This is a genomic window from Vibrio hepatarius (assembly GCF_043642085.1).
Lineage (GTDB): Bacteria > Pseudomonadota > Gammaproteobacteria > Enterobacterales > Vibrionaceae > Vibrio > Vibrio hepatarius_C.
This window is the reverse complement of sequence record NZ_JBHZSA010000007.1, coordinates 203834-220018: the sequence shown is the minus strand read 5'-3', so window position 1 is coordinate 220018 and position 16185 is coordinate 203834. Positions and strand designations below refer to the sequence as shown.

The window sequence follows — 16185 nt, the reverse complement described above, 5'->3', positions numbered from 1 at the left end:
AAATCCCCACTAACTTTGTTAGTGGGGATTATCATACGTCCCGAGGATCATTCAAGTCTCTAAACCGATCGGCATTACGCCAAATGGCGGGCGTTATTTAATTGGTCATCCATTTATACAATTGGACGTTGACCTCGGTCGATAAGTTTCATCAGTACATTGTCAGCCGCTTCGCCCGCAAGACCTGCAAGCTTGGAAGTAAGTTTTTTCTTCTCAACATAGTGAATAGCCAATACGGTTTTATCTTTACACGCTTCAACAACCAGATCGTCTGAAGTTTTGATCTCATCAACCAAGCCGAGCTCATGCGCTTGTGTACCAAACCAGTGTTCACCTGTTGCCACTTTATCTAGCTCAAGTGCAGGGCGACGTTCGCGGATAAAGTCTTTGAACAAGCCATGCGTTTCTTCCAGCTCGTGCTTGAATTTCTCACGCGCTTTATCCGTATTTTCACCGAACATAGTCAAAGTACGTTTGTACTCACCCGCCGTTAACTGCTCATACTCAATATCATACTTCTTAAGCACTTTATTAAAGTTTGGTAGCTGAGCAATCACACCGATTGAACCTACGATGGCAAATGGAGCAGAGACAATTTTGTCTGCGATACACGCCATCATGTAACCGCCACTTGCGGCAACTTTATCTACCGAGATAGTCAATGGCAGCTTAGCCGCTTTAAGACGATCAAGCTGAGACGATGCTAGGCCATAGCCGTGAACCATACCACCGCCAGACTCTAGGCGCAGCAACACTTCATCGCCTTCACGAGCCACTGCTAGAATCGCCGTCACTTCTTCACGTAGCGATGTAACTTCTTTGGCATCAATACTGCCTTTAAAATCTAAAACAAACAGATGTGGTTCGCGTTTGCTATCAAGATCGCCTTCTTTTGACGCTTTCTTGATCTCTTTCTCGCGAGTTTTGTTTTTCTCTTTATCTTGTTTTTTCTCTGCTTTATCACGAGCTTTGATAAAGGCTTCATCATGCAGATGGTGCTCTAACTGCTCTACGGTATGCTTGTGCTGTTCAGTTAAGTTGGTAATTTCTAACTCACCTTTCGTTGCGCCGCTTTTACCACCAACCGCTTTGGCTATAACTAAAATCGCAATCACTGCGACTACGACAGTCACAATCTTGGCTAAAAACAGCCCGTAGTCCAATAAAAATTCCAATGTGATTATCCTCTAATGTGCGAATTAGTGTATTGTAACCACCATCTTACGGAATCATAAAGTAAATCATTACAATAAGGATACACATCGTGGAATATGCTGTTTCTTCAGATGCCTTGAAGGGTAAAGTCATTCTGGTAACTGGTGCGGGCGCGGGTATTGGTAAACAAGCCGCTCTTTCTTATGCTCAGCACGGCGCAACTGTGATTTTACTTGGTCGTACAGTGAAAAAGCTGGAACAAACTTACGACGAAATTGAAGCTGCGGGTTACCCACAGCCAGCGATTATTCCGCTTGATATGAAAGGCGCGACGAAGCAAAACTACCTTGATATGGTCGATACCATTGGAGGTCAGTTCGGCCGCTTAGATGGCGTACTTCACAACGCAAGTTTGCTCGGTGTGATCAGCCCATTTGACCAAATTGGCGAAGATACCTTTGACGACATCATGCAGGTGAACGTAAAAGCGCAATTTTTGATGACTCAAGCGGTTTTACCACTGCTACATAAGTCTGAAGATGCTCGCATTGTCTTTACCTCTTCCACTGTAGGCCATAGTGGTCGTGCATTCTGGGGCACTTACGCAATGTCGAAGTTCGCAACAGAAGGTATGATGCAGATCCTTGCTGATGAGCTCAGCGACACCACTATCCGCGTTAATGCGATTAACCCAGGTGCGACACGTACTGGTATGCGTGCCAAAGCGTACCCAGCAGAAGATGCCGAGCTGCTAAAAACACCACTGGATATCATGCCACTGTACCTATACTTGATGGCACCAGAAGGTAAAGCAATCAATGGCGAGTGTATTGATGCTCAGCCAAAAAAGTAATCGCTAACTCGAATACTTTCTAAATAAAATTCAACGCCTTGTGTTTTCAAAGTAGAAACACAGGGCGTTTTTTTATCCATTCGAACACTCACACCCTTGCCGATAATTAATAATAATTTATACTGTATATATATACAGGTAAATTGTTATGTATGAATTAATCGAAAACCTTAAACAGAAACAATGGCTTTGGTCTGGAGTGCAAACTCCGGAGCATTCTGACCACTACCCGACAGGCTATGATCTTCTGGATCAAAAGCTAGAAGGGGGATTTCCTAAACACGGCGTGGTTGAGCTCCAAGGTGCGTCAAGTATTGGCGAACTGCGTCTATTAATCCCACACCTAAAAAATACCAGTCAGGAGCGCTTGTCGGTTTTTATTCAGCCTCCAGGGTATCTCTGCGCAGAGCAATTATGCAATGAAGGGATTGATAACAATAAAGTCTTACTTGTCTACCCAAGAAACGAGAAAGAAGCATTATGGGCTGCAGAGCAATGCTTACGCAGTGGTACCTGTAGTAATGTATTGCTATGGCACTCTAGCCTTGAAGTCCACCAAGCTAGGCGTTTACAGGTTGCAAGTGAGCGCGGCAATGCCGTCCACTTTTTGTTTAAAACCGAGAACAAACACGTTTTCTCTTTACCCGTAAACCTGAGCATGCGGTTAACCCCTCATCCATCAGGTCTGGAAGTCACTATCACCAAAAGAAAAGGTGGGTGGCCACAAGGCAGCTTCATTATTGATATGTCATCTCACTGGCCAAGCCTGACGCTACAGCCAAAACCGCCAGTGGTGATTCCGTTCCCGATCAGACAGCAAGGTTAAACATGCAGAGCTGGATATATCTTCACTTTCCAAGCTTACAATTAGACGGTCTGTTTTCAGAACACACCGCCCTACCCTTAGCGATCGTTGAATCTAAACGATTTAAGGTCGTACAGCACAATATGACCGCCCATGAGCAAGGCATAGAGATCGGTATGGGTTTAGGGACAGCCAGTGCACTCTGTCACCAGCTGCAAGTCCACCCTTATGATGAAGATGTAGAGCAGCAAGCCTTGATGAGCATCGCTCAATGGCTGTATATGGTGACGTCTGATATCTGTCTGACTCCACCCCAAGGTATACTGCTTAAAGTGACCAATATGCTTTCTCTCTATGGCGGATTAGAACGCTATTGGCAGCGTGTGTCCGAGCATTTAAACCAGCTCGACTTTCACTATCAATTCTCGATTGGTTTCTCTCCTTTTTCGGCGATGTTACTGGCGAAAGCGAATACACAGCTATTAACGCTAGATAAACAGGTGATTGTTGGTGCTCTCAAGCCTTTCTCACTCCAAGCCACCGAGCTAGAGATGAACAAAGTCGAGAAATTACAAAGAGTCGGAGTGGCAACTTTACGTGAGTTACTGGACATACCGATGCAAGAGCTGGCACGCCGCTTCGATATTGATTTAGTCAATTACATCGGCCGACTAATGGGACAATTTAAGCACCCGATTGATTTCTATCACCCACCAGAGCAGTTCGAGAACTATCAAGAGCTACTGTTTGATATCGAGAACATCCAGTGGCTGGAAAAACCGTTATCTAAGCTGCTTAAAAAACTAGAGATGTTCTTAACCTTACGCAACCAAGTCGGTTATGAGCTTGAACTTGTGTTGCACCAACGTGATAAACAAGCCTGCTCCGTTCACTTTTATTCGGCCAGTGGCGATTACTTTGCCAAGCGTTGGATGGTGCTGTGCCAGCTCACGATGGAATCTTTACAGCTGGAAGCTCCCGTTCAAGGCTTAACACTGCGCTTAATCCGCTGTGGCGAGCTTGAATCCACCAGCGCAGACCTGTTTAAAGGTTTTCAAGGTGAACAAACTGAGATGGAATTAATCGGTCTTCTGCAAGCGAAGTTAGGCAAAGAGCAGGTACGAAAAACGGTGCACAGTCACGATCCTCGCCCAGAAAAATCCACCTTTCTCTGCGATCCGACTCTGCCGATACCAAATAAAGTGACGAGCAATAAGCTACGACCTAACTTTATGCTGCCTACACCAGAGCTTTTATCGGAAAAAGTATCGCTGATTCAAGGTCCAGAACGTTTTGTCACTGGATGGTGGGATGGTGATGACATGACTCGGGATTACTTTGTTGCACGTAGCGACCAAGGACGCTGGCTATGGGTGTTTCGTAACCAAGATAGGCAGTGGTTTACCCACGGTCTATTTAGTTAATCAAGGTAATGCTATGGCTTACGCTGAACTTTTCTGTCAGAGCAACTTTTCCTTTCTAACCGGAGCCTCTCATGCGCAGGAACTGATCTTACAGGCGGATTTTCTCCGCTATCACTCACTAGCTATCACCGATGAATGCTCTGTGGCCGGTGTCGTGAGGGCTTACAGCACAATCAAAAATCAACAGCTCAATATCAAACTGATTATTGGCAGCATGTTTTGGCTCAATGATGAATGCCAAGTCGTGCTACTGTGCCCTAGCCGCGACGCCTATGCGGAGCTATGCCGTATCATAACCAATGCCAGAAGACGCTCGGAAAAAGGAAAGTACCAACTTTCTGAGTGGGATTTGATGTCGATTCGTCACTGCTTAGTTCTGTGGCTACCTTGCCACAAGCCTAGTGACAATAAATGGGGGCGCTGGCTTACTCAGCACCATCAGCACCGGTTGTGGCTTGCGGTGCAACGTCACCTATCCTGCGATGACAAACAATACCTCGAATACTGCCAGCAACTCGCCGATGAAATACACTTGCCTACCACTGCCTGCGGTGGCGTACTGATGCACACGGCCACACGCCTGCCCTTGCAGCATACGCTGTGTGCCATCAAACACGGCTGCAGCGTGAGCGAACTAGGCGAGCAATTACTGACCAACACCGAAAGAAGCCTGCGCAGCCAAGAAAAACTCAGCAAACTGTTTAAGCCAGAATGGTTAGCCGAAAGTGTCGCCATCGCCCAACGATGCAGCTTTAGCTTAGCTGACCTTCAATATGAATACCCAAGCGAGTTGGTTCCTGACGGCTATTCGCCTATGAGTTACCTCCGACAATTGGTCGAAAAAGGTAAAACGCTGCGCTTTCCTGAAGGTGTGCCTGATGACATCCAACAAACCATTGATAAAGAGCTCTGTTTAATCGACGAACTTAACTACCCGTTTTATTTTTTGACCATTCACGACATCGTAATGTTTGCCAAGCGCAGTCATATCCTCTACCAAGGACGAGGTTCGGCAGCGAACTCGGTTGTCTGCTACTGCTTAGAAATCACTTCAGTAGATCCAAGACAAATCTCGGTATTATTCGAGCGTTTCATCAGTAAAGAGCGTGATGAGCCACCCGACATTGATGTCGATTTTGAACACGAGCGACGTGAAGAAGTTATTCAATACATTTACCAAAAATATGGCCGCGAACGTGCTGCGCTTGCGGCCACGGTTATCTCTTACCGCTTTAAAAGCGCGGTACGAGATGTCGGTAAAGCACTCGGTATCGAAGAAAGTCAGCTCGATTACTTTATTAAAAACGTCAACCGTCGAGACAGAGCTCAAGGCTGGCAAGCGCAGATTGTTGAGCTCGGCCTGCAACCAGACTCGCTCAAAGGTGAACAGTTCATTACCTTGGTCAACGAGATTCTCGGCTTTCCACGCCACCTGTCTCAACATGTTGGCGGCTTTATCATCGCGGCGGGACCATTGTATGAACTGGTTCCGGTTGAGAATGCGTCGATGCCTGATCGCACTGTTATCCAATGGGATAAGGACGACTTAGAATCGCTCAAACTGCTTAAGGTTGATGTCCTTGCGCTCGGCATGCTGTCTGCCATTAGGAAGTGCTTTGATTTGGTAGAAAAATTCCACCAGCAAACGCTCAGTATCGCAAACATTACTCGCCGCCAAGACGACACTAATGTCTATCAAATGATTCAGCGAGCAGATACCGTTGGCGTATTTCAGATCGAGTCACGTGCCCAAATGAGCATGCTGCCACGACTGAAACCTGCGACTTACTATGACTTAGTCATTCAAATCGCGATTGTCAGACCGGGGCCAATCCAAGGCGATATGGTTCACCCTTTCCTCAAACGTAGAAATGGTGAAGAGCAAATCGACTATCCATCAGAAGAAGTGCGCAGTGTCTTAGAGCGCACGCTTGGCGTGCCTATTTTCCAAGAGCAGGTGATTAAAATTGCTATGGTTGCCGCTGGCTTTAGTGGTGGTGAAGCCGATCAGCTAAGGCGAGCCATGGCGGCTTGGAAGAAGAGTGGTGACCTCATCAAGTTTAAAACCAAGCTTATCGAAGGCATGCTAAGTCGAGGTTATCAACTAGAGTTCGCCGAGCGAATCTTTGATCAAATTCTCGGCTTTGGTGAATATGGTTTCCCTGAAAGTCATTCGGCCTCCTTTGCTGTTCTCGCTTATTGTTCAGCATGGTTGAAGCACTACCATCCCGAAGCTTTCTATACTTCTTTACTCAACAGCCTACCAATGGGCTTTTATAGCGCCTCACAGCTGGTACAAGATGCTCGTCGTCATAAGGTAGTAATCTTACCTATTTGCGTGAATGCATCGCTCTATGACCACCAGATGGTCTCTCATCAAGGTGGTTTGGCAATTCGCTTAGGGTTTCGGCAGATCAAAGGGTTTAGTCAGCAAAGTGCCAAGCAACTAATCCATGCCAGAGCCAAAAGCGGCTTTACGCATTCAGGCCAAATCAAACATATTGGTTTAAACCGTCGAGATGTCGAACTACTTGCCTCCGCCAATGCCATGCACACGCTGAGCCACAACCGTTACCAAACCCGCTGGGCAATGATGGACTCACTCTCTGACTTGCCGCTATTTCAAGATACCCAAGATGACACTACGCCACTTATTGGTACGCCAACAGAAAGCCAAACATTGCTTGAAGATTATGCATCGACCAGACTTTCTCTTGCTAAGCACCCTATTGCTCTACTTGATGACGCAGGCGTACTCGGGCGCTTTACTCGTATGCAAGAGCTAAAAAATAAGGAGCACCAATCACTAGTCACCGTGACAGGAGTCGTGACCGGAAAACAATCACCAGGCACAGCCGCTGGTGTTACCTTCTTCACTTTAGAAGATGATACGGGCAACATTAATGTCGTAGTTTGGAAAGCCACCGCGAGAGCACAAAAATCCGCTTACTTAACCGCGAAAATACTGCAAGTAAAAGGCATTTTGGAAAAAGAAGGCGAGGTTCATCATGTCATTGCAGGACGCTTGATCGACATGACCGATAAGCTGCAAGGGCTACATAGTAAATCGAGGGATTTCCATTAACGTTTCAACAGTAAGAAAATAAAAAGGGAGCCAAGGCTCCCTTTTTGGTGTTACTTTGACAAACTAAAACTTGTCGTCAGCGTCCATACTTCTTTTCTTATATTCCCTATACAGCAGCATACATAAGGTCATAACAACCTTAGAAGAAAGCCATATCATGAATAAGAACTACCTTAAGAGTCTGATGAAAAGTTACATTGATAGTTACATCATTTTGATTAACAAAATAACTCAAAAAATATAGCATTTTACCAAAGCATGGTCACGCCACATAAACAGTACGACAAACTATTTATTTAATACTTGTCGCAGTCGTTCTTGGGCTACTTCAACCAATAAGTCTGGTTGGAACTTGGAAATAAAGCGATCACAGCCGACCTTTTTAACCATAGCGTCATTAAAGCTACCACTGAGGGATGTATTCAAAGTGACATACAGATCCTTCATGCGAGGATCGGTACGGATCTCATGGGTAAGCTTATAACCATCCATCTCTGGCATTTCAGCATCGGTGATCATCAGTAGCAGCTCACTAACCACATTTTTGCCTTCATCGGCCCATGACTTAAGTAAGTTGAGAGCTTCTAGACCATCACGACATTCAATGATGTTTAAACCAAGCTGAGAAAGTGTTCCGCGGACCTGGGAGCGCGCCGTTGACGAATCATCAACAATCAAAACATTACGCCCGACCATTTCATCGACTAACTCTTGATCAAGCACACCTTCAGAAATCGAAATATCGTAATCAATAATTTGCGCCAGTACTTTTTCAACGTCGATAATCTCAACGATACTCTGCCCATCACCATCTTTGACATGAGTGATTGCCGTCAGATAGTTCGCTCTACCCGCCGTTTTTGGTGGTGGTTGAATTTCCGTCCAAGCGGTATTGACGATATTCCTAACTTGACCAACCAAAAAGCCCTGCACCGTACGGTTGTATTCGGTAATGATGAGATTCTCTTCTTGGTTTTCTAAGCGCGATGCAGGAAAGCCAATCGCTGCACGAAGATCAATCACAGGCACAGAAACGCCACGCAATGACGCCACACCGGTGATATGGTGATGGGAACCCGGCATTTTGGTTAAGGGTGGAACCTTAATCACTTCACGCACTTTGAAAACGTTGATGGCAAAAATCTGTCTGCTGTTCAAACTGAATAACAACAGCTCCAAGCGGTTCTCACCTACAAGGTTGGTTCGCTGATCAACTGTATTTAATACTCCAGACATACTACTTCTCGCCAAACGTGGATAATGTAAAAATAGCCTATAGAGAGGCTAAGATAAAAATAAACCCATACATCACTCAAGATTATATGGGTTTATTTAGAATTTAACAGTAAGTGACTAGTATCTGTGATCTTAGCCTTCAATCACTTTCATCAACAATAGACCATCATACAGCGCTTGTTTGATCAGCGCAGCGCCTGGCATTGTTGCTTGTTTATAGAAACGAGACTCAACCAATTCAAGATCTTGGTGATAGACAGGTAAGCTCTGCTCTTCAATGCAAGTTTGAATCGCCGGATAAAGAACCTCTTTGGCTTGGTTAATTGCTCCGCCAATCAGCACTTTCTCTGGGTTAAATAGGTTAATAACGATAGCAATCGCAGAACCTAAATAACGTCCGAGCTTCTCAATCACATCAACCGCGAGTGGATCGCCGTTTGCTGCCGCTTCACAAATATCTTCAACCGACACTTCTTCAATTTCCGCAAGGCAAGAAGTCTCACCTTGGGCAATTCGCTCAGTCACTTCACTACGAATGGCTTGCGAGCTGGCAACGGTTTCAAGACAGCCACGATTGCCACAATGACAAAGCTTACCTTGAGGGTCGATTTGAATATGACCAAGCTCACCGATATTACCGTGGCGCCCTTGTAATACTCGACCATCAAGCACAATACCAGCGCCCAAGCCATGGTGAATGGAAATCAGCACCGAGTTTTCATTATCTTGCGAATGGCCAAATAGCTTTTCAGCCAACGCCCAAGCTCGCGTGTCATTGGCGATAAAAACAGGCAACCCAGTCGCTTTGTAAATTTCAGGACCAAGTGGCAGGTTCTCAACGTTGTAGTGTGGCATCTGCAGCACTACACCCTGCTCTGAGTTCACTAGGCCAGGTAACGTGATCGCAATACTTGTTACACGATCTAACTGTTCAGTATAAGTTTGGAAAAACTCATCGATTTCATGCAGCAATCGCGCAAGAACATCGTCTTGGTCCACTTCATGGATATCAATCTTAGTATCGATAAGTACATCACCACCCAACTCATGCAATGCAATCGTCAAGTAGCCACGTCCTAAACGCATCGAAAGAAATTGCCACCCTTCGTTGTTGACCTGTAGACCAACGGCAGGACGCCCACGACTGGTCGCTTCCTGGACTGTGGTTTCGTGTATCAGGTGGGCCTCGATGAGCTCACGAGTGATTTTGGTAATACTCGCAGGTGCGAGCTCACTCTTTTTAGAGAGATCGATTCGAGAAATGGGACCTTTTTGATCAATGAGTTTATATACACGGCCAGCATTGACCTGCTTGATATGATCAATATGGCCAGGTTGAGCCATGTACATAGAGCACTCCGAATATCAACAACCTGGTAATTTTTTTACTTTGCGAAGTAATTGTGAAGAGCTTTGATAGATCGCCGTGACAAGTGTCACGTATAAACATAATTCTTTGTGTACCTAATCAAATAGCGAAGGATTTATCACATTTAATCTTCTATTTTTTTGCATTAATAAATATGTCTTTCATCACCTTTCAAATGAGAACACGAGCAAATAATCAGCACCCTTCCTCGGCAGGTATATACTTATAAATTTAGAGATGAGAACAACAACTTATCAGCCGCATCGTTTTCTTCGCGGTAAAATCAGATCAAGGAGATCCGAATGACCTCAATCCAAAGAAGAACAAAAATTGTTTCTACTCTTGGACCTTCTACCGATGCACCCGGCGTACTTGAAGCAATTTTAGAAGCTGGCGTGAACGTTGTAAGAATGAACTTTTCACATGGAAGTGCAGAAGATCACCGTGAGCGTGCAACACGTGTGCGCAATATTTCTGCCAAGCTCGGCACTCATGTCGCTATCTTAGGCGACCTCCAAGGACCTAAGATACGCGTATCGACCTTCAAAGATGGCAAAGTGCAACTCAACGTAGGGGATATTTTCACTCTAGATAGCAGCTTGCCAGCAGGCCAAGGTGATAAAGACGCTGTTGGCTTAGACTACAAAGAACTGCCAAACGATGTTTCCACTGGCGATGTACTGCTACTTGATGATGGCCGTGTTCAATTGCAAGTAATGGCCGTTAGCGGTACGCAAGTTCGAACTAAAGTGATCATCGGTGGTCCTTTGTCCAACAATAAAGGCATCAACAAGAAAGGCGGTGGCCTATCTGCGGAAGCACTGACTGAAAAAGATAAAAATGACATCAAGTTAGCAGCAGAGATCAAAGTCGATTACTTAGCCGTTTCATTCCCAAGGAATGGCGAAGATATGAAATACGCCCGTAGACTTGCCACTGATGCTGGACTGCAAACCCGTCTTGTAGCGAAGGTAGAACGCGCTGAGACCGTCGAAACAGAAGAAAGCATAGATGACATCATTCTTGCTTCAGACGCCGTTATGGTGGCTCGTGGGGACCTAGGGGTCGAAATTGGTGACCCAGAATTAATTGGTGTGCAAAAACAACTGATTCGTCGAGCGCGTGCATTGAACCGTACTGTCATTACTGCCACTCAAATGATGGAATCGATGATGGAAAACCCAATGCCGACTCGTGCTGAGGTTATGGACGTGGCAAACGCAGTTCTCGACGGTACCGATGCGGTAATGCTTTCTGGTGAAACGGCAGCAGGTAAATACCCATTAGAAACCGTTTGCTCTATGGCAGAGGTGTGTGTCGGTGCTGAAAAAATGTCGTCGATTAACCGCTCTGGCTACCGCATGGATTCAGTGTTTGAAACCGGTGAAGAGACAATTGCGATGTCTACCATGTTTGCAGCCAACCACATGCGTGGCGTCAAAGGCATTGTTACCCTGACGGAATCAGGCCGAACGGCACTTATGATGTCACGCTTAAGCTCGGGCCTACCCATTTTTGCGCTATCGCGAAACGAGCGAACCCTTAATCTATCTGCCCTCTACCGTGGTGTGTTCCCGGTCTACTTTGATGATAAAGGGGATACTGGGTTAGAGATTGCACAAGCTGCAGTCGGAACGCTGAGAGAGCGCGGCCTGTTAGATGAAGGTGACTTAGTCATTATCACCCAAGGTGACGTGATGGACGTTGTTGGTTCAACCAACTGCATGCGTATTGTTGCTGCCTAACGCAAAGTAAATCAATCATGTGGGGAGATGTTTACTCCCCACACTTCAATTCAAAGGTTGGTTTGGCAAGACATTGCGAAAACGACTCCACGAAGCGGAAACCAGCGTCTAATCCCACTTGATAATCATGCAGCAAATCTTCCCTCTCACTCATCAACGACGTTGATTTCAGCGGTTGATCCGGTTTGATTTGGACGATAAAGCAATCGTCTGGCGGAGAATGTAAAAAGTCCTGCGTTAATGAATAGGTCTGATAGTGCACCATCAGCATATCCGCTAATCCAGAATCAAACTTATCACCAAGAAGATGACTCAATCGATAAATATCATCGGCGCCAAAAAGCCAACGACCGCCATTGAGTAGTTCAAGATGGGTATGTTCGCTTTTCTCTAGACGAGAGCGCTCAACTTGCTCGTTAAAAAAGCTACTCCAGTCTTGTTTCCACTGACCCAGTTTATCTTGCCAATGCCCTTGGATAACATTGAACGAATCACGCAACCACTCGACTGAGGGCTCTTGGTTGACCTCTTCTGTATCAGTAATTAGGTCCTCCCCCTCCGTTCTGATCACCACAATACAACGTGCTTCTTTGCGCCAAGCTTCTTGCACAGGAATTGACGCCGATACACCGCCATCGACATATTCACCATGAGGGAACAAAATAGGTTCAGGGTAAAGCCGAGGAATAGCGCAAGTGGCAAGAAGCACTCGCCTCCAGTCATCTTGTAACATCGGTAGGTAGTGATCGGATAAACGATTGGTATCGGTCACTGCAGCATACGCCTCTCGGCCAGACAAAATCTTACGTCCCATATCAATGTCTAACCGATAGGGGTAATCGCAAATTTTTTCTAGTGCCCAATCCATGTCCATATATTGCTTACGGCGGATATAACGAAATAGGTTAAAGAACTCTGAGTCAGTAGTGAGTTCGAGAATAAACGAGCGACCAATACCTTTCTGGCGGCAAAGGAATCCACATAGATTCATCGCACCGGCGGAAGTACCGTAGAAAGAGTGGAAGGGATCGAAGTTGGAAAGAAGAAAGGCATCAAGCACACCGGAAGTAAAAATCCCCCGTTGGCCACCACCTTGTGCGACCAGAGCATTTTTACCGCCAGTGTATTTTTTTAGTCGTTCAGCATCAAACTGTACAGCGGTATTCGTTACGACACCGCAATTTTTCATGGCATCCCTAGGCAGTCGTTATTGCAATCAAGGCATATCCAAGAATAACTGCGAAAGCGGCAGCCGTAATCAGTAGGGCATATTTTAGATTGTGTTCCATAGACACCTCCTCGTTGTTTAACAAAGTAATAACATCAGTGTGAGGTATCTTCAATTAATACGCATTTTTCGTGCGGAATTATGGCGTTAGCGTCACACTTAGCTTTCCAAACGTAGAAAAGGGCAAAAAATGAATATCATCTCCCGATTATGTTTTCCGATCTTGATTGCAGGTGTTAGCCCTCTGGCTCAAGCCGATACTTACTTGTCCCCTTGGCTAGGCTATACCTTTGGAGGAAGTGTCGAAGACCAGAACCAGAATGAGCTCGATTTGAAGGCTTCAGAAAGCTATGCGCTATCATTGGAAACCGATGTCGACAAAGGACGAATGGGGCTGTTTTACGCGAATCAACGCTCAGAGGTGGAAGACGTGAATCTAAACTCTTCAATCCACTATCTACACATTCAAAGTAGCATCTATTACCCAGTACAAGATAAATGGCAGTCCTACTTAGGCGTTGGGCTGGGGGCTTCATATGTCGATGCTGACTGGGTCAAGGATGAATGGGGATTTTCAGCCAGTATCTTTGGTGGCTTTGAGTATCAATTCAGTGACTCGCTAGCACTCAATTCTCAGTTGCGCTGGTTAGGAACTGTGGTCGACAATGAAACCAGTGGCGTGTGTAATCTGCCTGCGGGTGGCGATAGCTCTTGTGTGGTTAAGTTCAAGACCGATTGGATGAATCAGTTCTCAGCGAATCTCGGACTCACTTGGTCTTTTTAATCGTTTGTCAAAAGAATAAGAAAGGGCCAAATCAATTGGCCCTCTTCCCATTGGGCAACTTGGCTAGAATGAATATTTGATACCTAACGCACCGCCTATTTGCAGTTCAGGTCCTGTGTATAGGTTGAGTTCAGGATGTACCTGTCCATACATCTCCCAACCCTTGCTAATATCCCACTTCAACCCTAGTGGCACACGAGCACCGAACTCTTTGTGATCCCACTCACTCCAGCCACCAACACCCACATACCAAGAAACCGGAGTATTGGCATCAAATCGCCCTCTTTTCAGAATGTAGTCAAACGCAGCACCATCATTGCCTAGAGTAAAGCGATAGGTATCATCAAGCTCTAACACCGCGCTGAGTTCCTGATCGATTGCCATCCCCACCGCAACTTTCGTCGACTGCGGTTCTTCTGCATATGCTAACGAGCTTGCTGCTGTAACCAAAACCGTAGCACCGAGTAGTAGACCTGAGTTTTTCATATTAGGCTTTTCCTATACACAAAATAAAACAGCGTACAATTATCCAAGCATGTAAGAAAAGGATGTCAGAGAAAAGTGAAAACGAATGGGAATGACAAAGCCAGAACTCAGAGCCGAACGCTATGAAAACAAAAAAGGAGGCCGAAGCCTCCTTTTGTCAATTAGATGAAAAAGTGATTAACCGTGGTTACGGATCCACTCATCCATTTCTGTTTTCAGGTTGTCAGACTTAGTACCGAAGATAGCCTGAACACCACCTGCTACAACTACTACGCCAGCTGCGCCTAGTTGTTTTAGTTTGTCTTGGTTAACAGCTTCAGTATCTGCAACTGCTACACGTAGACGAGTGATACATGCGTCTAGACCAGTGATGTTTGCTTTGCCGCCGAATGCTGCAACTAGCTCACCTGCCATGTCTGAACCAGAAGTTGTTACTGCTTCTTCAGTTTCATCTTCACGACCAGGAGTCTTAAGGTCCATAGCTTTGATTACTGTGCGGAATACTACGTAGTAGATTGCAGCGTAAACAAGACCAGTCACTACCATCAGACCCATCTTCTGAGAGTTACCAGAAAGAACTAGGAAGTCGATTAGACCGTGTGAGAATGAAGTACCGTGAACAAAGCCTAGAGTATTTGCAACAACGTAAGCAGAACCAGCTAGTAGAGCGTGGATACCGTAAAGTAAAGGAGCAACGAATAGGAATGAGAATTCGATTGGCTCAGTGATACCTGTTAGGAATGAAGTCAGTGCAGCAGATGCCATGATACCCATTACTTTCGCGCGGTTTTCTGGCTTAGCAGAGTGAGCGATAGCAATAGCAGCAGCTGGTAGACCGAACATCTTGAACATGTAACCACCCGCTAGCTGACCGAAGCCATTACCAGCAGCACGAGATGCTTCATCAGCAACTAGGTAACAAGTTAGAACGCCGTTTTGAGTTTCGCCTGCAGCGTTAACACAAGTACCTGCTTCAAAGAAGAATGGTACATTCCAAACGTGGTGTAGACCGAATGGGATTAGAGAACGCTCGATAACGCCGTAGATACCGAATGCAACCTGTGGGTTCTGGTGAGCAGCCCAATCAGAAAACGCTGCAATCGCGCCGCCAATTGGAGGCCATACAACAGAAAGAACTAGACCAAGACCGATCGCTGAGAAACCAGTGATGATTGGCACAGCACGCTTACCAGCGAAGAAGCCAAGGTATTCTGGAAGTTGAATTTTGAAGAAACGGTTGAATGCCCAAGCAGCAACACCACCGACAAGGATACCACCTAGTACACCTGTATCGATTTTTTCAACACCCATAACGCCAGCCATAACGCCTAGAGTTGCCGTCATGATGCCGTAACCAACAATAGCAGCAAGACCTGCTACACCATCGTTGTTAGTGAAGCCAAGCGCAACACCTACAGCGAATAATAGAGCCATTTGGCCGAATACTGAACCGCCCGCTTGTTCCATTAGGTTAGAAACGATATCTGGAATGAAGCTTAGGTCGGCAGCACCGACACCTAGTAAAATACCTGCAACTGGTAAAACCGACACTGGTAGCATCAGAGCTTTACCAACTTTTTGCAGGTTAGCAAAAAGGTTCTTAAACATGTTTATGCTCCTGAAAAGTTTATAAGATTTATTGGGCTCTAACGGCACACCCCCGTAGCCTTAAATGTTAGCACCCTGAAAAAATGTAACCACTTATGTCACTATAATTTCTGGCTCTAAATATATATTGCGGGTGACGATACTTTCTAGCGAGTTACGGAATTTAGTTTCAAACTAATAGATAGATCACAATCCAAACTTGGTTTTGAAATGGATTACAAGAGCATAAGGCCATGATTAATAACAAAATAATCAACGAAAGCATTAATTTCGATGGGTAAATAAAATAGATACGGTTGTTATTTTATGTAACAAAATTACAAAAGGTACTTTTTATGCTCTCAAGTTCAACATTTTTAGTGAACAAGCCAATTTAAACGCTTGCGCGTGAGTTTGATAACAAAAAA

Annotated in this window: 13 protein-coding genes; 6 read left to right on the top strand and 7 right to left on the bottom strand. The window is 45.4% G+C overall.

The features are described 5' to 3' along the window. Positions 1 to 113 precede the first annotated feature (113 nt). Positions 114 to 1175, bottom strand: coding sequence for a protease SohB (gene sohB, locus ACHUFZ_RS15265; RefSeq protein ID WP_394127813.1), 1062 nt, complete (start codon positions 1173 to 1175; stop codon positions 114 to 116). 89 nt (positions 1176 to 1264) lie between these two features. Between sohB and ACHUFZ_RS15260 the strand changes: the two genes are divergently transcribed. From ACHUFZ_RS15260 to ACHUFZ_RS15245, 4 genes are all read left to right on the top strand, one after another. Next, positions 1265 to 2008 carry a YciK family oxidoreductase gene (locus ACHUFZ_RS15260; RefSeq protein ID WP_394127812.1) on the top strand — a complete coding sequence of 248 codons (744 nt, stop codon included), beginning with the start codon at positions 1265 to 1267 and terminating at the stop codon, positions 2006 to 2008. A gap of 148 nt (positions 2009 to 2156) precedes the next feature. Next, positions 2157 to 2834: a translesion DNA synthesis-associated protein ImuA gene (gene imuA / locus ACHUFZ_RS15255; protein ID WP_394127811.1), complete on the top strand. Its 678-nt coding sequence runs from the start codon at positions 2157 to 2159 to the stop codon at positions 2832 to 2834. A 2-nt stretch (positions 2835 to 2836) separates the two neighbouring features. Further along, a complete protein-coding gene (locus tag ACHUFZ_RS15250) occupies positions 2837 to 4237 on the top strand; it encodes a Y-family DNA polymerase (protein WP_394127810.1) in 1401 nt (466 codons plus the stop codon). A 13-nt stretch (positions 4238 to 4250) separates the two neighbouring features. After that, positions 4251 to 7322, top strand: coding sequence for an error-prone DNA polymerase (locus tag ACHUFZ_RS15245; protein ID WP_394127809.1), 3072 nt, complete (start codon positions 4251 to 4253; stop codon positions 7320 to 7322). A 288-nt stretch (positions 7323 to 7610) separates the two neighbouring features. Here ACHUFZ_RS15245 and ACHUFZ_RS15240 read toward each other — a convergent pair whose 3' ends face one another. Together ACHUFZ_RS15240 and mlc are read right to left on the bottom strand one after the other, a co-directional pair. Then, a complete protein-coding gene (locus ACHUFZ_RS15240; protein ID WP_394127808.1) occupies positions 7611 to 8558 on the bottom strand; it encodes a chemotaxis protein CheV in 948 nt (315 codons plus the stop codon). A 132-nt stretch (positions 8559 to 8690) separates the two neighbouring features. Then, positions 8691 to 9908, bottom strand: a complete 1218-nt coding sequence (gene mlc, locus ACHUFZ_RS15235; RefSeq protein ID WP_394127807.1) for a sugar metabolism global transcriptional regulator Mlc — start codon at positions 9906 to 9908, stop codon at positions 8691 to 8693. A gap of 321 nt (positions 9909 to 10229) precedes the next feature. Between mlc and pyk the strand changes: the two genes are divergently transcribed. After that, positions 10230 to 11672, top strand: a complete 1443-nt coding sequence (gene pyk, locus ACHUFZ_RS15230) for a pyruvate kinase (protein WP_134833890.1) — start codon at positions 10230 to 10232, stop codon at positions 11670 to 11672. A gap of 31 nt (positions 11673 to 11703) precedes the next feature. Here the strand turns inward: pyk and ACHUFZ_RS15225 are convergent, their stop codons facing one another. Both ACHUFZ_RS15225 and cydH read right to left on the bottom strand, forming a co-directional pair. Continuing rightward, positions 11704 to 12861, bottom strand: a complete 1158-nt coding sequence (locus tag ACHUFZ_RS15225) for a patatin-like phospholipase family protein (protein ID WP_134833891.1) — start codon at positions 12859 to 12861, stop codon at positions 11704 to 11706. 7 nt (positions 12862 to 12868) lie between these two features. Then, positions 12869 to 12961, bottom strand: coding sequence for a cytochrome bd-I oxidase subunit CydH (cydH, locus tag ACHUFZ_RS15220; RefSeq protein WP_134833892.1), 93 nt, complete (start codon positions 12959 to 12961; stop codon positions 12869 to 12871). A gap of 129 nt (positions 12962 to 13090) precedes the next feature. Between cydH and ACHUFZ_RS15215 the strand changes: the two genes are divergently transcribed. Then, on the top strand, positions 13091 to 13684 hold the full coding sequence (locus tag ACHUFZ_RS15215) for an outer membrane protein (RefSeq protein WP_394127806.1): 594 nt from the start codon (positions 13091 to 13093) through the stop codon (positions 13682 to 13684). 63 nt (positions 13685 to 13747) lie between these two features. Here the strand turns inward: ACHUFZ_RS15215 and ACHUFZ_RS15210 are convergent, their stop codons facing one another. After that, a complete protein-coding gene (locus tag ACHUFZ_RS15210; RefSeq protein ID WP_394127805.1) occupies positions 13748 to 14170 on the bottom strand; it encodes a hypothetical protein in 423 nt (140 codons plus the stop codon). Positions 14171 to 14347: 177 nt separating this feature from the next. Further along, positions 14348 to 15778 (bottom strand): PTS glucose transporter subunit IIBC, encoded by a 1431-nt coding sequence (ptsG, locus tag ACHUFZ_RS15205; RefSeq protein WP_134833895.1) that lies wholly within the window; start codon positions 15776 to 15778, stop codon positions 14348 to 14350. Between the last annotated feature and the right edge of the window lie 407 nt (positions 15779 to 16185).